The sequence below is a fragment of the Martinezella sp. CNPSo 3795 genome (assembly GCF_057784475.1).
Map to the genome: position 1 here is coordinate 224,911 of NZ_JBXSOQ010000001.1, position 21,245 is coordinate 246,155.

The 21,245-nt window shown below is 60.4% G+C and carries 21 protein-coding genes; 2 read left to right on the forward strand and 19 right to left on the reverse strand.

Annotated features, from left to right (window positions below; translation table 11 throughout):
* Nucleotides 1-72 precede the first annotated feature (72 nt).
* The 12 genes from AC13QY_RS01125 to AC13QY_RS01180 form a co-directional block, all read right to left on the reverse strand.
* Nucleotides 73-1,437: an amidase gene (locus AC13QY_RS01125; protein WP_113350776.1), complete on the reverse strand. Its 1,365-nt coding sequence runs from the start codon at nucleotides 1,435-1,437 to the stop codon at nucleotides 73-75.
* 17 nt (nucleotides 1,438-1,454) lie between these two features.
* Nucleotides 1,455-2,672 (reverse strand): ABC transporter substrate-binding protein, encoded by a 1,218-nt coding sequence (locus AC13QY_RS01130; protein WP_113350775.1) that lies wholly within the window; start codon nucleotides 2,670-2,672, stop codon nucleotides 1,455-1,457.
* Nucleotides 2,673-2,688: 16 nt separating this feature from the next.
* Nucleotides 2,689-3,738 (reverse strand): CobW family GTP-binding protein, encoded by a 1,050-nt coding sequence (locus tag AC13QY_RS01135; RefSeq protein ID WP_113350774.1) that lies wholly within the window; start codon nucleotides 3,736-3,738, stop codon nucleotides 2,689-2,691.
* Nucleotides 3,728-4,060, reverse strand: coding sequence for a hypothetical protein (locus tag AC13QY_RS01140; protein ID WP_113350773.1), 333 nt, complete (start codon nucleotides 4,058-4,060; stop codon nucleotides 3,728-3,730). Before AC13QY_RS01140 ends, AC13QY_RS01135 begins: the two co-directional genes overlap by 11 nt.
* Nucleotides 4,061-4,105: 45 nt before the next feature.
* The gene (locus AC13QY_RS01145; RefSeq protein ID WP_113350772.1) at nucleotides 4,106-4,987 is read right to left on the reverse strand and encodes a polysaccharide deacetylase family protein; all 882 of its coding nucleotides are present in this window, start codon (nucleotides 4,985-4,987) and stop codon (nucleotides 4,106-4,108) included.
* A 32-nt stretch (nucleotides 4,988-5,019) separates the two neighbouring features.
* Nucleotides 5,020-6,123, reverse strand: coding sequence for an ABC transporter ATP-binding protein (locus tag AC13QY_RS01150; protein ID WP_113350771.1), 1,104 nt, complete (start codon nucleotides 6,121-6,123; stop codon nucleotides 5,020-5,022).
* Between the two features lie 78 nt (nucleotides 6,124-6,201).
* Nucleotides 6,202-7,434 carry an ABC transporter substrate-binding protein gene (locus AC13QY_RS01155; RefSeq protein ID WP_113329440.1) on the reverse strand — a complete coding sequence of 411 codons (1,233 nt, stop codon included), beginning with the start codon at nucleotides 7,432-7,434 and terminating at the stop codon, nucleotides 6,202-6,204.
* Nucleotides 7,435-7,533: 99 nt separating this feature from the next.
* Nucleotides 7,534-8,301, reverse strand: coding sequence for an SDR family NAD(P)-dependent oxidoreductase (locus AC13QY_RS01160; protein WP_113350770.1), 768 nt, complete (start codon nucleotides 8,299-8,301; stop codon nucleotides 7,534-7,536).
* A gap of 13 nt (nucleotides 8,302-8,314) precedes the next feature.
* Entirely contained in the window at nucleotides 8,315-9,067 is a 753-nt protein-coding gene (locus AC13QY_RS01165; protein WP_113350769.1) for an SDR family NAD(P)-dependent oxidoreductase, read from the reverse strand.
* Nucleotides 9,067-9,912: an ABC transporter permease gene (locus tag AC13QY_RS01170; protein WP_113350768.1), complete on the reverse strand. Its 846-nt coding sequence runs from the start codon at nucleotides 9,910-9,912 to the stop codon at nucleotides 9,067-9,069. The genes AC13QY_RS01165 and AC13QY_RS01170 overlap by 1 nt, the downstream gene beginning before the upstream one ends.
* Before the next feature lie 2 nt (nucleotides 9,913-9,914).
* Entirely contained in the window at nucleotides 9,915-10,814 is a 900-nt protein-coding gene (locus AC13QY_RS01175; RefSeq protein WP_145634806.1) for an ABC transporter permease, read from the reverse strand.
* A 48-nt stretch (nucleotides 10,815-10,862) separates the two neighbouring features.
* Nucleotides 10,863-11,936, reverse strand: a complete 1,074-nt coding sequence (locus tag AC13QY_RS01180) for an ABC transporter ATP-binding protein (protein ID WP_145634809.1) — start codon at nucleotides 11,934-11,936, stop codon at nucleotides 10,863-10,865.
* A 553-nt stretch (nucleotides 11,937-12,489) separates the two neighbouring features.
* Here AC13QY_RS01180 and AC13QY_RS01185 point away from each other — a divergent pair.
* Nucleotides 12,490-13,500 (forward strand): GntR family transcriptional regulator, encoded by a 1,011-nt coding sequence (locus AC13QY_RS01185; RefSeq protein ID WP_145634812.1) that lies wholly within the window; start codon nucleotides 12,490-12,492, stop codon nucleotides 13,498-13,500.
* Nucleotides 13,501-13,575: 75 nt separating this feature from the next.
* Here AC13QY_RS01185 and AC13QY_RS01190 read toward each other — a convergent pair whose 3' ends face one another.
* From AC13QY_RS01190 to AC13QY_RS01210, 5 genes are read right to left on the reverse strand one after another with little or no spacing between them, the layout of a single operon-like run.
* Nucleotides 13,576-14,547, reverse strand: coding sequence for a 5-oxoprolinase subunit C family protein (locus AC13QY_RS01190; protein WP_145634815.1), 972 nt, complete (start codon nucleotides 14,545-14,547; stop codon nucleotides 13,576-13,578).
* On the reverse strand, nucleotides 14,537-15,412 hold the full coding sequence (locus tag AC13QY_RS01195) for a 5-oxoprolinase subunit B family protein (RefSeq protein ID WP_145634818.1): 876 nt from the start codon (nucleotides 15,410-15,412) through the stop codon (nucleotides 14,537-14,539). The genes AC13QY_RS01190 and AC13QY_RS01195 overlap by 11 nt, the downstream gene beginning before the upstream one ends.
* On the reverse strand, nucleotides 15,412-16,797 hold the full coding sequence (locus tag AC13QY_RS01200) for an acetyl-CoA carboxylase biotin carboxylase subunit (RefSeq protein ID WP_145634821.1): 1,386 nt from the start codon (nucleotides 16,795-16,797) through the stop codon (nucleotides 15,412-15,414). Before AC13QY_RS01200 ends, AC13QY_RS01195 begins: the two co-directional genes overlap by 1 nt.
* Nucleotides 16,794-17,036, reverse strand: coding sequence for an acetyl-CoA carboxylase (locus AC13QY_RS01205; protein WP_145634824.1), 243 nt, complete (start codon nucleotides 17,034-17,036; stop codon nucleotides 16,794-16,796). The genes AC13QY_RS01200 and AC13QY_RS01205 overlap by 4 nt, the downstream gene beginning before the upstream one ends.
* Nucleotides 17,023-17,829, reverse strand: coding sequence for a 5-oxoprolinase subunit PxpA (locus AC13QY_RS01210; RefSeq protein WP_145634827.1), 807 nt, complete (start codon nucleotides 17,827-17,829; stop codon nucleotides 17,023-17,025). Before AC13QY_RS01210 ends, AC13QY_RS01205 begins: the two co-directional genes overlap by 14 nt.
* Before the next feature lie 259 nt (nucleotides 17,830-18,088).
* Here AC13QY_RS01210 and AC13QY_RS01215 point away from each other — a divergent pair, with 259 nt between their 5' ends.
* Nucleotides 18,089-18,997: a LysR family transcriptional regulator gene (locus AC13QY_RS01215; RefSeq protein ID WP_113329450.1), complete on the forward strand. Its 909-nt coding sequence runs from the start codon at nucleotides 18,089-18,091 to the stop codon at nucleotides 18,995-18,997.
* A gap of 84 nt (nucleotides 18,998-19,081) precedes the next feature.
* Here the strand turns inward: AC13QY_RS01215 and AC13QY_RS01220 are convergent, their stop codons facing one another.
* A complete protein-coding gene (locus tag AC13QY_RS01220) occupies nucleotides 19,082-20,818 on the reverse strand; it encodes a pilus assembly protein TadG-related protein (protein ID WP_145634830.1) in 1,737 nt (578 codons plus the stop codon).
* Entirely contained in the window at nucleotides 20,818-21,240 is a 423-nt protein-coding gene (locus AC13QY_RS01225) for a TadE/TadG family type IV pilus assembly protein (RefSeq protein ID WP_113329452.1), read from the reverse strand. The genes AC13QY_RS01220 and AC13QY_RS01225 overlap by 1 nt, the downstream gene beginning before the upstream one ends.
* Nucleotides 21,241-21,245 lie beyond the last annotated feature (5 nt).

A 21,245-nucleotide genomic window follows, 5' to 3' on the forward strand; every position in this document is an offset into this window, starting at 1 on the left:
AAGAGAGCTTTCGATCCTCCCCCGCGATAGTGGGCGAGGATCGATAGGATGCGGCAAATCCGCCGCGCAACGTTAGCCCGCGACGATCTCTTCCAACGCCAGCGCCGCGCCCAACAGCCGCTCGTCATGGTTTCTCGGCGCCGACAGCAGGAAGCCAACCGGCATGCCTGCTTCACCCGTGCCGCAAGGCAGGGAGACGCCGCACCAATCGAGGAAATTGCCGATCGCTGTATTGCGCAGTGTTCTGCCATTGATCTTTACGAACAGCTCGTCATCCGCCTCCAAGGGGCCAAGCGCCGGCGCAACATGGGCAACCGTCGGATAGGCGATGAACTCGTTTGGCCCAAGCGTGTCAGTCACTTCCTTGACCAGTTGCTTGCGCACTTTGAGCGTTTCCAGATAGCCGACCAGTGTCGTCTTCTCTCCAAGGCGTGTCCGCGCGACAACACGCCGATCCATGGAAGCGGCTTCCGGTCCTGCCAGACGGCGGTGATGCAGCACGAAGGCCTCGGCAGTAACCAACGGCCCGTACTCAGCCATCAGCTCAAAGAGCCTTTCGAAAGCCGGAAAGGCAGCTCGCCGGATCTTAACGCCAGCGGCGCTCAATCTCGCCAGCGTCGCCTCGAAAGCTGCAAGAACACCATCCTGCGCATCATCCATGACGATATTTGTCGGCACCACGATAGAAAGCCCGGCGGCTTCGGCTCGCTCCACCTCGGGGACAAAGCACCCACGCATTGCGGTATCGACCCAGATCGCATCCTGGACGCTGCGGCACAAAGGCCCAAGCGAGTCGAGGCTGGTCGACAGTGGAAAGACACCGTCCATGCTGTAGCGACCATGGCTTGCCTTATAGCCGACAAGGCCGTTGAAAGCAGACGGTATGCGCACTGAACCGCCCGTATCCGTGCCGATCGAAACCGGCACGAGACCTGCTGCAACCGCGACGGCAGAACCGGAAGACGAACCGCCCGGAATGCGCGCGACATCGATCGCCCGCGGGTTTAGCGGGGTACCGTAATGCGGATTGAGGCCGAGGCCGGAAAAGGCGAACTCGCTCATATTGACCCGACCGACAGCCACCATGCCCGCAGCCTTCAATGCCTTGACGACCTCGGCATCGTCCTGCGCGGGCTTTGCATCCGCAAGTACGATCGACCCGGCTGTGGTCGGCAGGCCGGCGATTGCAAACAAATCCTTCCATGCGACCGGAATACCATCCAGCAGCCCGCGCGAACGCCCCTGACGCAGCCGTCGGGACGAAGCCGCCGCCTCTTCCTTCGCGCGCGTTTCCAACAGCCGCGTGAAGATCGCCTGATCCTTGTAGGTCCGGATCGCATCGAGGGTCTCCTCGGCCAGCGCGATCGGATCTAGACTGCCGGACTGGATCAGGACCGAGAGTTGGGCGATCGATTTGCCGAGATGTGTCTGTGTCATAGTCCCTGCTCTCCTTCTCAGCCGACCAGCTGCATCCAGCGGCGCACGAGATAATTGTGCTCATCCATTGTCGTATTCCAGACGGCAATACAATTGGCGCGCTGCCAATAGGATCCGCCGCTGCGCACAGAACCCTTTCTGATCCGGATCTGCCCATCCGGGCCGGGCAAATCCTCGGCCGCAGCAGCGCCCTCGTACCAATAATCCCATTCCGCCTGGGTCATGAACTGCCGCGAGCGCTGCGGTGTCGAAATGTAATAGCCCTGCCGTGCAACCACGGCACCCGGCCATCCCGAGATCCACCAATTCAGATAGTCATAGGCGACATCGAGCAGGCGGCCGTTCAAGTGTTTCGAAAGGCAGAGGCCGCCATGCCAGGCGCGATAGCCTTCGGCGGGCACGGCCTGCTCGACCGGCACACCCTTCGAATTCAGGATGCCGATGCCAGGCGACCACATGCTCTGCACGCTGGTCTCACCAGCGATCATCAGCCGCGCCGCATCCTCGGCGGTCTTCCAGAAATCCCGGAAGAAGCCGGCTTTCTTGCGCTCCTCCAAGAGATCAATCAGCTGGTCGATCTCCTGAATGGACATATTACCGATATCGCCGAAGGACATGAGGCCGGCGGCCTGTGCTGCGAGCGCAGCGTCAAATATTCCGATGGCGGGCTCATCCACCAGCGCCACCCTGCCTGCCCAGCGCTCGTCAAAGAGCGCGCCCCAGGAATGCATGCCAACACCATTCGGCGCCAGATCCGTCCGATAGGCGAAGCTGTCGAAATTATGCGTCGTCGGCAGCATCGAGATGAAGCGCGACGGCGTATCGCCGAGAGCGAGGTTCGGCTGCACGAAGAGCTTTTTCGCCGGCACATCGCCAAGCCCCATTCGCGGGTTGGGGCCGATATGGCCGGTCTTCGTCAGATCGTTGACCTCATCCCAGAGCACGATGCGCTGCGTGTCCACAGGCTGGATCGCGCGCCAGTGCCAGACGATATCGAGATTGTGGAAGCACTGGTCGTAGATATCGTAGGTTTCCGGCTCGCGGGCCGCCTTGTACTGCGTTGTCAGGAAGTCGTTATTGTCGAATGTCACGTCGATGCCGAGATCCTCCTGCGCGCGCAGGCGCAGTTCCTCCAGCAGTGAAATCGCTGTGCCGAGTACGCGCAGGCGCGGCCGGCCCTTCAGATGCAGGGCGGGAGCAGACATGCTTTTGGCGACGGACTCATGCTTGTTCATGGAGATCCCAATTGTCTCATCGCGCCGCAGCGATCGGGTAAGACGCGGCGGGCACGCGCGCCAATGTGAAGGCTTCGAAGGAGCGTTTCAATAGCGCGCCGTCGAGCCCATCCAAGATGAAGACCAGCCGCGAGTTACGATCTTCCGAAGGCCAACCTTCCATGTGCATCGGTGTATGAACCAGATGCTGGACACCATGAACCGCAACCGGGCGCTCCTCACCGCTGAGATTGAGAATACCCTTCACACGCAGCACCCGTTCGCCATGCCGATTGAGCAGCATGGTCAGCCAGAGCCCGAAAGCGGTCCAATCGACAGGCCTGTCTATGACGAGCGAAATCGAAGAAATGGCGGCCTGATGCGGCGCGCCGCCCGATGAGACGAGCTGCATCGGCTCATCGCAGTAAAAGCCGCTTTGCGAAAGGCTGCTTGTTGAGGCGTTGCTCTGGACCGCGACAAGCGAGGAAAGATCGAGATGCGGATCAGCCGCGATGAGGATCGGGGCATCGGGATTGAGCGTTCGAAGGCGAGCTTGGAGGTCGTATTCGCTACGATCCGCCTCAAGATCCGTCTTGGTCACGATCAACCGGTCCGCGACCGCCGCCTGCCTGTTGGATTCGATATAGGTGTCGAGCTGACGCAGCCCGTTCACCGCATCGACCGTCGTAATCACGTTGCCGGCGCAGAAATGGTGCCTGAGCACCGGATCGGCCTTGATGGTCGAAAGCACGGGGAAAGGATCGGCAAGGCCGGTGCTTTCGATGATGACGCGCCGGAATGGTGGCACCAGCCCGCGCTCGCGGCGGGAGTAGAGTTCCTTGAGTGCTGTGGCAAGGTCGTCACGCACCGTGCAGCAGACGCAGCCGGAGCGCAGCAGCACCATCTCGCCCTCGACGCTTTCGACGAGATCATGGTCCAGCCCAATCTCGCCGAATTCGTTGATGAGCACGGCGGTATCGGCAAAGGCCGGATCCGCCAGGATGCGCTTGAGCAGTGTCGTCTTGCCGGAACCGAGAAAGCCTGTCAGCAGATTGATCGGCAGGAAGCCGCCCGCCTCAATCGACATGCCGAGCCTCCATCCTTGCGACGAAAGCAGGGTCGAGCGGGTCACAGGGCCGGCCGACGAGCCTTTCGGCCGCCGGCCAGAGATGACCGAGATCCTCGATGATCTCACTCCTGCCTGTTCGCGTCGACAGGACGAAGGAGGCGCCCTGCCAATCGGAGAGGACAAGACCGAAACCCGAAAGCATTTCGTTGGCGGCACGCACGCGCTCGACTCGCTCACGCCGCCGGTCGAAGCTTGCGTGATTGCGGGTGAAGACGCCTGGCCGTGCCGCGGCATCCGTCCAGTGCTCATTGCCGCCGAGCACGCCGCACAGTGAACACATGGCAATCGCCTCCAACCTGATGCTTCGATACTTCAGCCTAGCCGGCTATTTCTTGCGCGGAAAGCGGGCTGCGAAATCGTCGGCGATCTCGTTCATCGTGACAAATTTGACGCCGGGATGCTTGACCATATGCGCATAGAGCCGCTCCAGCATCATCAGCACCTGCGGCCGGCCGGCGACGTCGGGATGGATGGTGATCGGGAAGACGGCATAATCCATCTCGCGATAGACCCAGTCGAACTGATCGCGCCACATCTGCTCGATGTGATGCGGATTGACGAAGCCATGGCTGTTCGGCGATTTCTTGATGAACATCATCGGCGGCAGGTCATCGAGATACCAGGATGCCGGGATTTCGATCAGATCGGTCTCCTGGCCGCGTTTCAGCGGTACCATCCAGTCCGACGGCTTGCGGGAATAGTCGATCTTCGTCCAGCTATCACCGACGCGCACATAATAGGGCGTGAAGTCATTATGCATCAGCGAGTGATCATACTTGATGCCGCGCTCCAGAAGCAGCTCGTTCGTCACGTTGGAGAATTCCCACCAGGGGGCGACATAACCGGTCGGGCGCTTGCCGGAAAGTTTTGTCACCAGCTCGATGCACTTATCGAGGATTTCCGTCTCCTGCTCGCGTGTCATCGCAATCGGGTTTTCATGGCTGTAGCCATGGATGCCGATTTCATGGCCGGCATCGGCCACGGCCTGCATCTGCTCCGGGAAGGTCTCGATCGAGTGGCCGGGAATGAACCATGTGGTCTTGATGCCGAAGCGTTCGAAGAGCTTCACCAGACGCAGACTGCCGACTTCACCGGCAAAAAGGCCGCGCGAGATATCGTCAGGCGAATCCTCGCCGCCATAAGAGCCGAGCCAGCCGGCGACGGCATCGACGTCGACGCCAAAACTGCACAAGATTTCCTTTGCCATGGGATGACCTCCTTCAATTTAAGTTTCTGTAATCAGTGAGCCGGGATGACGGTCGCATCGGCCGGATCCCAGGTAAGCATGACCTCGGCGCCTGGGGGAAAGGCGCCGGGCCGGTATTTGTCGACATGCGCCTCCAGCGCCAGGCCTCGGCCATCAGGCAGGCTGATGCCGATCTGCGAGATATGGCCGACCACGTCGAAGCGCTCGACGCGTGCGCCAACCACATTGCCGCCGAAGGTCCGGGCGAGATTTTCGCGCGCCGAGCCGCCCGCTGCGTGAACCTCGATCGCTTCCGAGGGGATGACGATGTTGACCTTGCTAGAGAGGCCGCCATTGGCACAGCCCGACAGCGTGCCAAATGCGGTGGAGACAAAAGTGTTGTCGGCCTCGGTGCCGGCAACCTCACCTTCGAAGATGGTGTTGCGACCGATAAACTGTGCCACGAAAGGCGTGTTCGGGCGTGTGTAGAGCTGAGCGGGCGGACTGATCTGCTCCACCCTGCCCTGGTTCATGACGACGATGCGGTCGGACAGCGCCAGCGCCTCCGACTGGGCATGCGTGACAAAAACGAAGGTCACCCCGAGCTTCTTCTGCAGCAGCTTCAGCTCATTCTGGATGGCCTTGCGCAGATTGGCATCCAAAGCACCCAGCGGCTCGTCGAGAAGCAGCACATCCGGCTCGACGACAAGGCCGCGGGCAAGCGCGATGCGCTGGCGCTGGCCGCCGGAAAGCTTGTCCGGCTTGCGATCGGCAATATCCTCCAGCCCGAGAGTCGCGAGAATACGATCGACCCGGACATCTCGTTCGGCCTTCGCCATGCCCTTGACCTCAAGACCATATCCGACATTCCGCCGGACGGTCATATGCGGGAACAGCGCATAGTTCTGGAAGATCATCGATGTCGGCCGCCTCTGCGGTCTGACATCGTTCATACGCTCGCCCTTGATCATCATGTCGCCGGAGGAAATGCTTTCAAAGCCAGCGATCATACGGAGCGTCGTCGTCTTGCCGCAGCCCGACGGGCCGAGGAAGGCGATGAATTCGCCCTTTCTGATCGATAGATTGAAGTCGATGACGGCGGGCGTGCCATTGTCATAGACTTTGCCGACATCGATGAGTTCCAAGTCATATATCATGGGAGATCTCCGGGCGTGGAGGAGGAGGCGGACATCGCCTCCTCGCGCGGCATGGGATAGCTGGCAGCAGCCATCGGATCAGGCATTGAGGAATTCATCCCACTTCTGGACGAGATGGTCGTATTCATCCGGCCACTGGTGCCAGTAGGCAACGTTCTTGGCGCGTTCCGCCAGCGAGCCGCCGTCGCGCAGGTCGCCTTCCTTGATGCCGCGCTCGGCAGCACCGACCCAAGGCTTGCCCTCGTACCAGAAGGCATACTTATCCGGCGCCATGACCTTCTGGATATTGGTCGACGGCGAATAATAGCCCTGTTCCGAAACGGTGATGCCGGGCTCGCCCGAGAGCCAGTAATCGGCATAGGCGATCACGGCTTCCTTGTTCGGCGTGCCTGCGATCATCGACGGGCCGATCGCCCAGCCACGATAGCCTTCCTTCGGCACGGCATATTTGCATGCCTTGCCCTGGGCTTTGACCGCCATGACAGCCGGCTGCCAGGCGTCGCAGACGACCATCTCGCCCGATGCCATCAGATTGACCAGCTCGCCGAAGTCACCCCACAGAGCGCGGAACTGCCCGTCCTTCTTCTTCGAAACGAGGAACTTCGCCGCTTCGTCGATCTCGGCCGTGCTCGGATTGCCGGGATTCTTGACGTTCAGAAGGCCAAGCGTGTTCATGGCCATGATCGCCTGACCGAAGGCGATCAGCGGATCGGTATTGAGACCTGATTTGCCCTTCCACTTCGGATCGAAGATCGCCGACCATGTATTGGCTTCCTCGGCGGAGAGAACGTCCGGATTGTAGCCGATGGAATCGTAGTTGTAGACCGCAGGCACCATGTTCAGCGTGGTCTTGGCATCATCGGCCCAGATCTGGCCGACGATCTGTTGCTTCGGCTCCCACTTGTCGGAAGGCGTGGTGAAGGTATCGCGGATATTGGCCCAGTTCTTCAAGGAAGCGGCCGGAACCGGCTCGACATTGTTGGTCATGACGATCGAGGGCAAGCGCTCACCGATGATCTCCCAGCAATCGTAATCCTTGGAGCCGGACAGGATCTTGGTCTGCGCGTCCGGAAAGGTCGCCGCTGTACCCGAGGTCTGGCCGACGCCGCTCACCTTGCGGAATTCATCAAGGATACGCTCCTGGACCGTGACCGAGAGACCGATGGTGCGCAACTGTTCCTTGGCAAGGTTCGCAGCCTGGGCGTAGGCCGCTCGCGACGACAGGAAGGGCGTGCCGCCTCCAATCGCGAGCGCCATGACGCCGGCGGAGTGCTTCAACAGAGAGCGTCTGTTCATTTCCATCTTGGACATATCTGTTCTCCAGTGCTGATTGCTGTTCCCTTGTGCCCTTCGCGGGCCTGCTTCATTGCCGTATCGCCCTTGACCCAGTCGTTGCCGGGACGATGGCGATCAGTACCGCCCCACAAGGAGGCCGCCATCCACGACCAGAACCTGGCCGGTCATGTATCTCGCGCCCTTCGAGGCGAGGAATGCGATCACGTCGGCGATGTCTTCCGCTTCACCTAACCGGCCCATCGGAATGAACTCGGCTGCCTTCTCCGCGCCTGCTGGGCCGAGCGAATTTTCTTCCGAAAGAAGCTGGGCTGTGCGGATATAGCCCGGCGCAATGCCGTTGACCCTGATGCCGTCCTTCGCCAGCTCGACGGCGAGCCCGCGCACCAATCCCACGACCCCGGATTTCGCCGCCGAATAATGGACATGCTCGTCCCAGCCATAGGCGACGCCCATGATCGAGGAGAGCGCGACGATACTGCCCGATCCGCGGGCACGCATGCCGGGTACCGCGGCACGCACCAGCTTGAAGATGCCCTTCAGGTCGACATCCATGGTCAGGTCCCATTTGTCGTCGGTGAGCTTCTCAAGAGGTGTGCGATGGGCGATGCCGGCATTGGCGACGATGACATCGATCTTGCCGAAGCGTGCCTCGACATTGGCGACAAGCCGGTTGGCGGCCTCCGTCGAGCGGACGTCGTAGAGATGGAATTCGGCAGAGCCGCCGCTGGTGAGGATGTCGCGGACGGTCTCCTCACCTTCCTTTTCGAGGATATCGGTGACGACGACATGGTCACCGAGCGCTGCAAACGCCTTTGCTGTCGCTTGGCCGATACCGATGCCCGCGCCTGTGACGATGACGATCCGCTTTTCCAAACTATCCATCTGCTTGTCTCCTTCAGAGCATCACATCGCCGGAATTCGGCCCAAGGGTCTGGCCGACGAAAAGGCTCGCTGCCGGCGACGCCAGAAACGCCACGGTCGCCGCCACCTCTTCCGGTTCGCCGAAGCGGCCGAGCGGCAGTTCGCGCTTCTTACGTTCGCGCCATTCTTCGGAAAGACCCCGCACCAGCGGCGTGTTGATCGGCCCCGGCGCTACGGCGTTGACGCGCACTCCGCAGCTCGAAACCTCGCGGGCGAGTGCCTTGGTCATGCCGATGATCGCCGCCTTGGCGCCGGAATAGTGGACCAGCTCGACACCGCCGATCTGCCCGAGCTGGGAGGCGACGTTGACGATGACGCCCTCGCCTCGCGCCAGCATCGACGGCATGACGGCCTTGGTCATCAGGAAGGTGCCGCGCACATGCACCGCAAACATCCGGTCGAAATCCTCAAGCTCGAGGTTTTCGAATGCTGCCTGATGCGCAATACCGGCATTGTTGACGAGAAGGGCGACGTCGCCGTGCGAGGCCTTGGCAGCCGCATGGATAGTCGCCACATCCTCGGGCCGTGCTACGTCGCCGGCGATCGCGGTTGCCACACCGCCCGCCTTGGTGATTTCCGAGGCAACAGTCTCGGCCCGGTCGCCCGAGAGGTCGTTGACCAGAACAGCATAGCCGTCGGTGGCCAGGCGAAGGGCGATAGCTCGACCAATACCCGAGCCGGCGCCGGTGACGATGGCAGAGATCGGAACGGAAACCTTCTCAGCCATCACGCGTCCTCCTGGATGCGGACGCGCTTGGCGCGCCTAACCGACAGACCCATCAGGATCGCGTAGGTGCCGAGAAGCGCGAAGGAAAACAGCGTGGTCAGCACCCCGAAAGCGAAAACGTTCGGATGCACCTCGACGGAGAAGGTGCCGTAGATGGCAAGCGGCAGCGTCAGCTCGCGGCCGGAAGCAAACAGGGTGCGCGAGAACTCATCATAGGAGAGCGTGAAGGCAAAGAGCATGGCCGAAAGCACGCCCGGGAAGATCAGCGGAAAAGTGACCTTGCGGAAGGTGCGTGCCGGCGTGACGCCGAGCGACCATGAGGCCTCCTCCATGCTCGGATCGAACCTGTTGAAGATGGCGAGCATGACGAGGAAAGCAAAGGGGAAGGTGTAGACGACGTGCAGGACGAAGGCCGTGCTCCACCAGTGACGATCGATGCCGAAGGCATTGGCGACAAGCGCCATGCCGAGGCCGACAAGCACGCCCGGCACCATCATGCCGAGAACGATCAGATAGAAGGCGACGCCCGAGCCGCGGAACTTGCGGCGAAAGGCCTGGGCGGACATGACGCCGAGCACGGTCGAGACGATCATGGTCATCAGCGCCAGAAAAAGCGAGCGGATCAGCGCCTGATCGATCGGCAACGGTGCGATGCGCGACGGCGGCGTGAGACCGAAGAGATGCCGATACCAGTAGGTCGACCATTCGATGATCGGAAATTGCGGACCGCCCTCTGGACCGGTCTGGAACGACAGGATCGCCAGGACCGCGAGCGGTCCGTAGAGGAAGATCAAAAAGAGGGTCGTATAGACACCCAGGCCAAGCTTGATGCCGCCGGCATTCATGATCAGAGCTCCTTTCTGAGGTCGACGACCTTGAGCAGCGCTGCGACGACAGCACCCATGATGATCGTCAGCACAACGCCGGCGACTGCGGCAAAGGCCCATTTCAGCGAGCCGACCTGGGTGACGATGATATTGCCGAGCAGATTGACCTTGCGGCCGGACAGGGCAGCGGACGTTGCGAATTCACCGAGAACCATGACGGAGACGAAGATCGCGCCGACCACCACGCCCGGCATGGACAACGGCAGGATGATGGTGCGGAAGATGCGCCAGAAGCCGGCACCGAGATCCTGCGCCGCCTCGATGACGGAGGCGTCGATGCGACCCATCATGAAGGCGATCGGCCCGACCATGAAGACGCAATAGATCTGTGTCATGCCGATGATCACGGACAGCTCCGAAAACAGCAGCACCTCTATCGGCTGCTGCACGATGCCGAGCTTCATCAGGATCATGTTGATGGCGCCCTCGGTGCCGAGCATCGGCCGCCAGGCAAGCACGCGGATCAGGAAGGACGTCCAGAACGGGATGACGCAGAGCACGAGCAACACCGTCTGCAGCGTCTTGTTCTTGATGAGAAGCCCGACGAAGAGCGCCGCCGGATAGCCGACGACAAGCGTCGATACCAGCACCAGCAACCAGATGCGGATCGTCGTCCAGAGCGCGCCGAGATAGGTGGGGCTCGTCAGGAAGGCGACCCAGCTCTGCAATGTTAGCGTCGGCTCGATCTTGAAGGTTGTCTGTGTCCAGAAGGAAACATAGACCATCATCAGCATCGGCAGGACGAGGAAGGCCACCATCCAGATCATGCCCGGCGCCAGAAGCAAGAGTGTCTTATTCGATTTCCGGCGCACGGTTGCGCCTTCCTGCACGGCTTCCTCTGATGTCGCGACCATGGTCATCTCTCGCTCTCCTTGGGGGGTCCGGCGGAAGGGTTGGAAAAAGTCACATCAGCCGAAGACAAGGGCATCCTCCTTCTTCCAGACGAGCGCATAGCGATCCTTTTCGACAAAGGCGGGCGGGCGGGCATGGCTCAGATGAGATTCGACCTCGAAGACGTGGCCGCCATCGAGCGCAAAGAAGGAGTTGACCGCCGCACCGGAATATTCGCTGGCGATGAAATCCGCCTCGATGCGCACTTCGCCATCCGAGAGCACCGCATCGCGGGAGCGGATCGAAACGCGGTCGTAGCGGATCGCATAAGCCGGCTGCGGCGCTTTTCGGCGCGATCCATTCAGAGGGAAGCGGCCGGCCGGTCCGACAAAAGCATCCTCGACGACATTGCCGGCAAAGAGATTGTAGCAATTGAGAAAGCGGGCGACCGAGGCCGTTGCCGGGCTGTTGTAGACCACATCCGAGGCGGCGGCCTGCGCGATGCGGCCGCGATCGAGCACGAGCACGAGATCTCCCATCGCCAAAGCTTCGCTCTCGCTGCCCGTAACATGCAGGAAGGTTACGCCGCAGCGCTCGCGGATGATCTTGAGCTCGCTGCGCATACGGCCGCGCAGATTGGCGTCAAGCGCACCGAGCGGTTCGTCCAGCAGCACCATCTTCGGCTCCGTCACCAGTGTACGTGCCAGGGCGACGCGCTGGCGCTGACCACCTGAAATCTGCGTCACGGCGCGGTCGTCAAATCCCTTGAGACCGACCAGCGACAGCATGTCCTGAACGCGCTTTGCCAGGATGCGCGCATCCGTCACCGGATCGACCCTGCGATTGCGCAGGCCGAAGGCAACGTTCTCGGCAACGGAAAGATGCGGAAACAGAGCGAAGTTCTGAAAGACGAAGCCGATGCCGCGATCATGCGGCTCGACGCCATCGAGCCGTTTGCCATGGAAGAGGATCGAGCCGGCATCCGGCTCCTCGAAGCCGGCAATGACGCGCAGCAGTGTCGTCTTGCCGGAGCCGCTGGGGCCTAGCAGCGAGATATACGCATTGTCGGGCAAAGAGAAATCTATCCTGTCCAGCGCGGGCGCCGCGCCATAGGACTTGGTGACTTGACTAAGCTGAAGAACGGTCGACACCGAATTCCCACCAGTTTCAAGGCAAGGACCATCCTTCGGGCAGAGCTCCGCCTTCGCCCGGATCACAAGTATCCGGACCTTCAGACGTCTGCCTGCGTTCGCGCATGATCACATGCGCGTCAAAGAGATGTTCCTTGGCGTTTCAAAGAGTTCCGCCTGCGGCGCTTCTGACGAGCACCTTGATGTTGAGAGCATTACATAAATGATTTTTGTATTCAATAGACTTTTTCGTGAAAATGCCGAACCCAGAAACACAAGTCAAACGAGGGCGACCGGCGGAAGGCCGCGACGCTGGCGAGCACCCTCGCCTCCGCGTAGAATTGGCATCAACGCAGCCGTTACGGGCGCCAAAGCGTGACGCGCCGCACCCGGATAACATTCGGAAAATAGCGCCAATCGCGGCGCTATGGGTCAGCAACCAGCGAAAAGAGATTCATCGCACTCGAGCGCAAAAACATATTTTGTATTCAATAGTCATTTATTTTTGCGCTATGTTAGAATTACAAAACGCGTAAGAGTGAGGTATCAGAACGACGTGAGTCCATTGCACCAGATGACCGAAAACCGTGCGCGCCCCAATGCGCAAAAGCGCTACGAGATCGCCGAGGATGTTCTGCGTGGCAATATCGAGGACAACACGCTGCCGCAGGGCGTGGTGCTGCTCGAAGGGCCGATCGCCGATATCCTGCAGATTTCGCGCGCGCCCGTGCAGAGGGCGCTGCAGACGCTGGAGAGCGAAGGTCTGGTGCATCGCTTCAACGGACGCGGCTATCTCGTCGGCCCCGCCGGACAAGGCATCGAGCCGAAGCGCACCGATATCAAGACCCTCGGCCTGACCATCCCGCGCCACGCAGACGAAGCCTTGCAGAGCCGCGCCTCCTGGGAACGCATCTACAATACCGTCGAGGCCGATGTCGCCGGCTGCGTCGTCTTCGGCCAGTACCGCATTATCGAGATCGAGCTCGCCGACCATTTCAACGTCAGCCGCACCGTCGTCCGCGATGTGCTGACGCGCCTGCGCGAGCGTGGCCTCGTGCGCAAGAACCAATCGTCCCACTGGATCGCCGGCCCGCTGACGGCGCAGATGATCAAGGATCATTACGGCCTGCGTGGTATGCTGGAACCGCAGGCGCTTGTCGCGGGAGCCAGCCGCGTCGACCGGGAGCGGTTGAACGATTTGTTTCTGCGCCTTTCCGATCTCGAACGGCACGAACCGGCGGATCATCTTGCGGCGCTGGAAGCTATCCATGCCGACTTCATCGACATCTGCATCCTTGCGACGCCGAACGAGCGGCTGAAGGAATCCATCCGCAATAACCTGCTGCCCGTCACGGCGACGGAGCGATTGCTGCGGCGCCTCGGGCTGCCCGGAGATCCTGCCATCATCACGGAGCTCCGCCTGATCGCGGAACTGCTTCTGCGGGGCGCCGTCAAGGCGGCGGCGGCGATGATGGAAAACCATCTCGAAGCCTCCGTCGACCGCACGATCGCACAGATGAAGATCGTCGCGATCGTCCCCGGTCCCGGCGTGACGGCTGCTTATCTCACCCGCGTTCTCGAGTGAGATGCAGGCACGCCCTAACCTATTCGATCTGTGTCGGAAACGCGGGATCGAAGGAGCAGCCATCCGCTTGATCCCTTACGCCAGAGCAGCACGAAGGCGCGCAAGCAATGCCTGCCGGTCCGCCCGGGCCGCCAGCGCCTGATCCATGGTGACCTCCACGAATTGCGTCGGCGTATGCGGCTGCAGTTGCGCGATCAGATCCATGTCGGCGGAGATCACCGTTCCCAGCATGAAATAGCCGCCGCCGGAGACGGCATCGCGATGCAGGATGATCGGCTCCGTTCCGCCCGGCACCTGGATCGAGCCATATGGATAGCAGCTGTCAACGATATTCGACGGATCCGAGCCTGCACCGAAAGGCTGCTTGCGCTCGACGAATTCGAGCTTGCGACCGCCGCGGAAGCGATACCCCATGCGATCGGCCTCCGGCGCAACCTTCCATTGGTCGGCAAAGAAGTTGCTCTTCGTTTGCTCTGTCAACCGATCCCAATAGAGCCCCGGCAGAACCCGGAGCTCCGCCGGGGTACCGGGCTTGCGGCGCAGCTCCTCGGCAATGGATAGCCCCTCGTTCTTCATGGAACCGGAGCCAACGGGAAGCTCATCTCCGGCAGCGATAGCCTTACCATTCAGGCCGCCGAGGGCGCCGATCACATAGGTCGACCGGCTGCCCAGCGCTTCGGGAACATCGATGCCGCCCGACACCGCAATGCAGATCCGCGCCCCGGACCTCAGAAAGTCGAAGCTTACGGTCTGCCCTGCCCTGACCTTGAGTGCCGTCCATCCCGGCTGCAGCTCGTCATCGATCCTGACGGGCATGTCGGCGCCGGTAACCGCAATCAGGGCATCGTCGAGAAATTCGAGCTTAGGCCCCATGAAGACGGCTTCGAGCCCGGCCGCACCCTCATCATTGCCGACGAGAAGATTTGCCGCCCGCATGGCGTAACGGTCCATGGCGCCGCCCACGGGAATGCCGAGATGGAAATAGCCGGGCCGTCCGAGATCCTGAATCGTGGTGGAAAGGCCGTGATGAAGAACCTTAATGGCCATGCAGCGCGCCCTCCAACCTGGCGTTGTAGCCGTCGATATCGGCCTGGTATTGCCTGAGATCGAATTTGACCTCGCGGATCGGCGGAGCGAAGCGGCCCTTGTCGACATCCTCGACCGCCTGGTCGTATCCGTCGCGCTCGATCGGCCGGAACTTCACGATGTCGCCCGGACGGAAGAACACCATGAAATCGCGGAGATAGCTCGTCGTTTGCTTGGGGTCGAAGATCGGCATCGGCGTGATGCCGAACATCTGATAGCCGCCGGCCCCGCGCACCGAATAGATGCAGCCGAAGCAGCCGCCGTGTCCCACCGTCAACCGTGGCGTGTCGGTTCGCGGGCGCAGATATTTCGGCACCTCGATCTGCCGCTGCCGCTCCACCATCTGATACATGAACGGCAGGCCGGCAACGAAGCCGACCATCGAAACGAACCAGGGCGAGCCGGCATGAGCCGAAATGAAGTCCTCGACCGCATCATAGCCATTGATCCTGGCAGCGTAGTCGAGATCGGTCCCCGTCGGCTCCTGATGCCGCTCGCGGAAGCGCATCAGCGTCTCATGCGTCCAGGGATCATTGTAGAAAACAGGGATTTCGACGATGCGGGTGGTAATGACGGGATCGGCCTTTTCGGCAGTACCCTCGATCGCCTTGACCTCGCGCAGGAGATCGTCCGGCTTGATTATGTCGGGATCGAACTTGATCTGAAAGGAGGCGTTGGCAGGGCAAATTTCGGTGACACCTTTGATGGCGCTCTCGCGCACCCCCTTGGCCATAGACAGGCTCTTGAAGAAGGCTTCGAGGGACATCTCGTCGCTGCATTCGACGAAGAGATGCTCGTCACCTCCGAACGTAAAGCGAGCTGGCATCAGGCAACCTCCGCCGATACGCCGTCAACCGCGGCAAAATCGGTCTCCAGCCAGGTTTCGAGAAAACGCGTGTGGAATGCCCCCTTGCGCACGGATGGATCGCGGGCGAGCGCGAGGTGCAGAGGGATCGTCGTCGGCAAGCCTTCGATCGTCAGACTGGAAAGGGCGGCGACCAACCTGTCGAGGCAGGCATCGCGATCCTCGGCCCAGACGATGAGCTTGCCAAGCAGGGAATCGTAGAAGGGCGGCACGGTATAGCCGGCGTAGAGCATTGTATCGAAGCGGATGCCTTCGCCTTCCGGAATCGAGAGCCGCGTCACAGTGCCGGGCGCCGGCAGAAAGCCTCTGGCCGAGTCTTCGGCATTGATCCGGCACTCTATGGCGTGACCGCGCGTCCGGATATCGGATTGCGTCAGTGACAAGGAAGCACCGCCGGCCACCTTGAACATCTCCTGCACCAGATCGATGCCGGTAATCATTTCGGTCACCGGATGTTCGACCTGGATGCGGGTATTCACTTCGATGAAATAGAACTGCCTGCTATCCTCGTCGTAGAGATATTCGACGGTGCCTGCGCCACGATAACCGACTTCCGCCGCAAGGGCGACGGCGCTGGCGCAAAGGCGCTGCCTGATGTCATCGGGCAGCGTGGAGGCCTGCGCTTCCTCCCACACCTTCTGACGGCGACGTTGCAGCGAGCACTCACGTTCGAAGCAATGGACGAAATTCCGTCCGTCGCCGAAAATCTGCACCTCGATATGGCGGGCGCGGGTGACGACCTTCTCCATGTAGAGGCCGCCATCGCCGAAAGCGGCCGCCGCCTCTGCAGAGGCAAGCGGAAACTGCTCCCTGAGCTCAGTGAGCGACTGCACGATACGTATGCCACGTCCACCGCCGCCGGCGGCCGCCTTGATCATGACGGGAAAGCCGATGCGTTCGGCAATCGCCTCTGCAGCCGCAATATCTGCCACGCGACCATCACTTCCCGGTACTGTCGGAACGCCGGCCCGTTTCGCAATCTCGCGGGCTGCCACCTTGTCGCCAAGCAATCGAATGGCTTCGCCGCTCGGCCCGATGAAGATCATGCCCGCAGCCTCGACGGCATCGGCGAAATCTCCGTTTTCGGACAGAAACCCATAGCCCGGATGAACGGCATCCACGCCCGCCGACCGCGCCGCCGAAAGGATGGCTTCGATGTTCAGGTAGGATCTCTTCGGGGCCGGCGAGCCGATATCGATTGCCTCGTCCGCAAGCTTGACCGCCAGCATGTCGGCATCAGCGGCACTATGCACCTGCACGGTGCGTATGCCGAGCGCTTTGGCGGCCTTTATGATCCTGACGGCGATCTCGCCGCGATTGGCAATGAGGACCGAGCGGATGGTCATGGATCCACCTCCGCTATGATCTGGCCGGCCATGACGGGCTCTTCATTATCGACGAGAAAGGTGATGTTCTTGCCATCGAGCCCAGCAGGGATCTGCTGGAAGGTTTTCATGACCTCGATGAGACCGATCGTATCGCTGGCCACAACGGCGTCGCCATCGACCTTGAAGGGAGGCGTGTCCGGAGAGGAAGCCCGATAGAAGGTTCCCGGAAGGGGTGATCTGATCTCAAGCTTGTTCATGGGACCTCCGCGCTGCGTCGCTGTTCAAAATCTGTGAAACGGGTGCAATCCTGATACCCTCGGCAATGAGCGCTTCGCGCATGTGGCGCACGATATCGAGCGCACCCAAAGTATCGGAATGAAAACAGATAGAATCGAAGACGATCGGAATATCCGCACCGTTGACGGTCCGCACGACGCCTTCGGTGCAGGCTCTCACGACCTTGCGGGCAATTGCCTTGGGGTCGGGGCGACCGACATCCCTGGTAAAGACGATCCAGCCCGTATCGCCATAATCGCGATCGGCGTAGAACTCGCGCACGACAGGCTGGCCCGCCTCTTCAGCAGCAAGGCAAGTGGCCGACCCGTCCATGCAGAAGACGAACATATTCGGCGCCACGGTGCGCATATATTGTATGAATATCTGCGAGAGATCGGCGTTCGCCGCCAATTCCATATAGAGAGCGCCATGCGGCTTCACATGCTGCACGGGCACGCCATAGCGTCTGGCGAACTCGCGCAGCGCACCGACCTGATAGATCAGATCGTTGACGATCTCGCGGCTAGTACCGTTGATCTTGCGCCGCCCGAAGCCCTGGAGGTCATTGTAGCCGGGATGAGCACCGACGCCGACGCCGTGGGCGGCTGCCAGCCGCACGGTCTCGTCCATGAGATTGGGATCGCCGGCGTGAAACCCGGTGGCAATATTGGCCGAACTGACGAGTGAGATAAGCTCCTCGTCATGCGCATCGCCGATCCGCCATCGGCCGAAGGCCTCCCCCATGTCGCAATTGATATCGACAACTTCCTTCAAATGCCTTCCCTCGCACCTGCGCCCCAACCGGGACCGATATGTGAACGCTAGAGGCAAAGGCCGCCTTTGAAAAATACAATTTTCAAAGGCATGATATCTGATAAACTGATATCTATGCTTAAAATTGCGTCAAGAAATATCTTGTAGTATCAATTACATATTAAAATTGCGCACGCTTTTGTCGAAAATCAGCTCGTTTTAGATCCATGAAATCTGAATCGCAGCTGGTGTTTTCAGATAAATAGATAGGAAGAACATCATGAGCTTGAGCCTGCGGCAGCTTCGCTACTTCGTCGCGACGGCGGAATATGGACAAATCTCGCACGCGGCCGTCAGCCTGTCGATCTCCCAATCCGCCGTCACTGCGGCGATCAAGGATCTCGAACTTACCGTCGGCGTCTCTCTGTTCAACCGCACGCCACAGGGTATGGATCTAACCACGGCAGGCCGGCAATTCCTGTCCCATGCCTATGAAATTCTGGCCAAAGTCGACGAGGCGACCCATCTCAACCTCGTCAGCAGCGACATCGAAGGCGAGCTTGTCGTTGCCGCGACCTATACCGTTATCGGCTATTTCCTGCCGATGCATATCGAGCGTATCCGCCGCCTCTATCCGAAGCTGAAAATCCAGCTCTACGAGGTCAATCGCGAGTCAATCGAGGAAGGCTTGCTGACCAACCGCTACGACATTTCGGTCTTGCTGACCTCGAACATCCTCAATCCGATGCTGATGACCGAGACGCTTCTGAGTTCGGTCAGACGTCTCTGGCTGCCGGCCGGCCACGAGCTGCAGCGTCGCGACGGCATCGGTCTGCGTGAAATCGCCGAGGAACCCTACATCATGCTGACGGTCGATGAGGCGGCACATTCTTCGCTGCGCTACTGGAGCCGAAGCCCCTATCAACCAAAGGTGCTCCTGCGGACCAGTTCGATCGAAGCCGTCAGATCGATGGTGGCGAACGGCCTCGGCGTCGCTATTTTGTCGGACATGGTGCATCGCCCCTGGTCGCTGGAGGGAAGACGCATCGAGACCGTGAACATACAAGACCCGGTTCCGCCCATGGATGTGGGACTCGCGTGGCGAGCCAATGTCGAGTTCAGCCAGCCCATGCTTGCCTTCAGGCGTTATTTCCAGCAGGCCTACAGCCTGCCGGGTACGAATTCCTGATCCGATCGGTTGGCAATCCAGCCCCTCGTTCGAGGCACAACTGGATTTAGAGCGTGCGGCTCGACCATACGCACCGCGAAGCCATTACTGTACCAGCACCGGCTGCGTGCATCTTGCGTCAGTAACGCTCACGTCGGCTTGACCAATACCAAGCCCGAGAAGGCCGAGTAGGCCGTACAGAACCTGATCGAGGGGCGCGGTCACGACCGACAGCGTATCGGCAACGGCTGAAAGCACTCCCGACGGCGTTCCAATGGTCAAGATGAGCAATTGGATAGTGATCGTCGCGTTTTTCAGAAGCGACGAGACCGTGGACGTGAGGACTGTACTGGTGGAAACCGTCTTGATTGTACCTGCCGAGATCTCCGACGGCTGAAAGTTCAATCGTGTCGGGCTCATATTGGCGATATCGACCTGCGCACTCGCAATCACTTTGAGAAGAAGGGAATCGATGATCGCAGCCGGCGTTACCCGCGGCTCAGAGCCGAAGTTTACGAAAGCAGACGTATTGACGTCACCAAGATCTACCTCGGCAACACCGGGCACGGCGTCTATCCCGACGACCGCGTTTGGCATGGAACCGCCGACACAGGTGATCGAGGCAAGCTTGGCTTCCGCGGGAGCAAGCTCGATATAGAGGGGAACCCTGAGCTTCAACCCGGCGATCAGCGACAGGCCGGTGACGGCGACTTCGAGCGCGGCACGGACTTGCGGCGTACGAACGATCGTGCCCGGAGCGCCCACGGCAAGGGCCGGCGTCTGCTGGGACATTTCCCCGATCGCCAGCGTCAGCTTCGCCGTCGCGACGCCTGGCAGAGCGGCCCCGAGATCGATCGCGATCTGCTTTTGCTGGTTGGCAGCCATTGCGGTCGCCGAGATCAGATCCAGCACGTTCATGGTGGCCGTCAGATTGGGGGAGGTGCCGACGACATTGCTCCCCAACGGACCGAGATTCACGATATCCTGCAGCTTGACGGTCAGCTTCGTTGTGGCAAGCGTCTTGCCGAGATTGTTGATGAGGGTGACGACTCCGGTCGAAAGATTGGTCGACTTGCCAAGAGCGCCGAGAATCTTGTCATAGGTGACGTCAGTTGCCAGAAGCTCGTTATAGCTCACGCCAGTAAGCTTGAGATCCGTAGCCAGCAGATTGAGAAAGCTCAGAAGATTGACATTCGCGCTGACAAGCGACTGATAATCGGCGACTTTCAGAGAGATTTGCGTCCCTAGCAACGTGCCAAGGAGCTGGTTCAGAATACCGCCATTGAGGCTCGCAAGCCGCGATCCCACCGAAAAGGCAGCCAGGCGCTCGCTGGACGCGGTGCCCGTCGCGCTCAAGGTCGGCGGCGTGGCAAAGGCGGAAGCGAAAGGCATCACCGCCTTTTGGGTCAATGTCACCTTAACGGAATCATACGGCGAGGTTCCCGTAGAGGAGAAGCGGTTTGCAAGCGGGATCGATGTATCTGCCGTGTAGGTGCCGAGGACCAGATTGGCCATGGTCTCATATTGACCGGAGTTGGCCGCAGCTGCGGTGACGAGCCCGTTGCTCGTCATATAGTTGCTGCCCGAGGCAACTGCCGCGGTCGTGCCATTGCTCTGGAGATTGTTCAGAAGCGCAGTCCGCGCATTTGCGATATCGGAAGCAGCCGATATCGCGCCGATGTCGCTCAATTGCTGCAGGCGCCGTTGCTGCAGCGTCATCATGCCGTAATCGATGCCGAGGCCAAGGCAATAGAGGATGAGGGGCGAGACGAGCGCAGTCGTGATGGCGACGTTTCCTCGCCTGTCCCGCAGAGAAGCGAGCCGACCGAGAAGCCGCTGCATCAGAGACCTCCGAGCCGGATGGTCGAATAGCGGCGGATGGTTTGATCCGGCATCGCAAAGGTATAGAGGTTCCAGATCGGAAGAGCCGACGCGTCATAGCTGGCGCTGACCGTGAATTGATTGACATTGGTCGGGTCGGTGGCGACGGTTATCGTCAACTTGCTCTTGTCGATGAAAGCGTCGTTGATCGTCGAATTGGTGACGAAGCTTTGAACCAGCTGGCTTCGCTCGTCCGCCGACAACCCGGCGATTGCCGTGCGGGCAGCGTCGGCCGTCAATTGCTGCAGCGAATGAGCGGCGGTAAGATAGATGGCAAAGGCAACCAGCGTGAGAAGCAGAAGGAAAAAAAGCGGCGCGATGAGAGCGAATTCAACTGCTGCAGCGCCCTCTTTCTCCCTGTTGAAATGAGAAACACGATACATGGTCC

Bases quoted from the DNA above. Each gene is read 5' to 3' on its own strand.
- AC13QY_RS01225 (WP_113329452.1), bottom strand. From the start codon at position 21,240: ATGTATCGTGTTTCTCATTTCAACAGGGAGAAAGAGGGCGCTGCAGCA.
- AC13QY_RS01215 (WP_113329450.1), top strand. From the start codon at position 18,089: ATGAGCTTGAGCCTGCGGCAGCTTCGCTACTTCGTCGCGACGGCGGAA.
- AC13QY_RS01130 (WP_113350775.1), bottom strand. From the start codon at position 2,672: ATGAACAAGCATGAGTCCGTCGCCAAAAGCATGTCTGCTCCCGCCCTG.
- AC13QY_RS01185 (WP_145634812.1), top strand. From the start codon at position 12,490: ATGACCGAAAACCGTGCGCGCCCCAATGCGCAAAAGCGCTACGAGATC.
- AC13QY_RS01165 (WP_113350769.1), bottom strand. From the start codon at position 9,067: ATGGCTGAGAAGGTTTCCGTTCCGATCTCTGCCATCGTCACCGGCGCC.
- AC13QY_RS01145 (WP_113350772.1), bottom strand. From the start codon at position 4,987: ATGGCAAAGGAAATCTTGTGCAGTTTTGGCGTCGACGTCGATGCCGTC.
- AC13QY_RS01175 (WP_145634806.1), bottom strand. From the start codon at position 10,814: ATGACCATGGTCGCGACATCAGAGGAAGCCGTGCAGGAAGGCGCAACC.
- AC13QY_RS01205 (WP_145634824.1), bottom strand. From the start codon at position 17,036: ATGAACAAGCTTGAGATCAGATCACCCCTTCCGGGAACCTTCTATCGG.
- AC13QY_RS01135 (WP_113350774.1), bottom strand. From the start codon at position 3,738: ATGTCGATTGAGGCGGGCGGCTTCCTGCCGATCAATCTGCTGACAGGC.
- AC13QY_RS01155 (WP_113329440.1), bottom strand. From the start codon at position 7,434: ATGTCCAAGATGGAAATGAACAGACGCTCTCTGTTGAAGCACTCCGCC.
- AC13QY_RS01220 (WP_145634830.1), bottom strand. From the start codon at position 20,818: ATGCAGCGGCTTCTCGGTCGGCTCGCTTCTCTGCGGGACAGGCGAGGA.
- AC13QY_RS01125 (WP_113350776.1), bottom strand. From the start codon at position 1,437: ATGACACAGACACATCTCGGCAAATCGATCGCCCAACTCTCGGTCCTG.
- AC13QY_RS01195 (WP_145634818.1), bottom strand. From the start codon at position 15,412: ATGCCAGCTCGCTTTACGTTCGGAGGTGACGAGCATCTCTTCGTCGAA.
- AC13QY_RS01160 (WP_113350770.1), bottom strand. From the start codon at position 8,301: ATGGATAGTTTGGAAAAGCGGATCGTCATCGTCACAGGCGCGGGCATC.
- AC13QY_RS01200 (WP_145634821.1), bottom strand. From the start codon at position 16,797: ATGACCATCCGCTCGGTCCTCATTGCCAATCGCGGCGAGATCGCCGTC.
- AC13QY_RS01170 (WP_113350768.1), bottom strand. From the start codon at position 9,912: ATGAATGCCGGCGGCATCAAGCTTGGCCTGGGTGTCTATACGACCCTC.
- AC13QY_RS01190 (WP_145634815.1), bottom strand. From the start codon at position 14,547: ATGGCCATTAAGGTTCTTCATCACGGCCTTTCCACCACGATTCAGGAT.
- AC13QY_RS01140 (WP_113350773.1), bottom strand. From the start codon at position 4,060: ATGTGTTCACTGTGCGGCGTGCTCGGCGGCAATGAGCACTGGACGGAT.
- AC13QY_RS01150 (WP_113350771.1), bottom strand. From the start codon at position 6,123: ATGATATATGACTTGGAACTCATCGATGTCGGCAAAGTCTATGACAAT.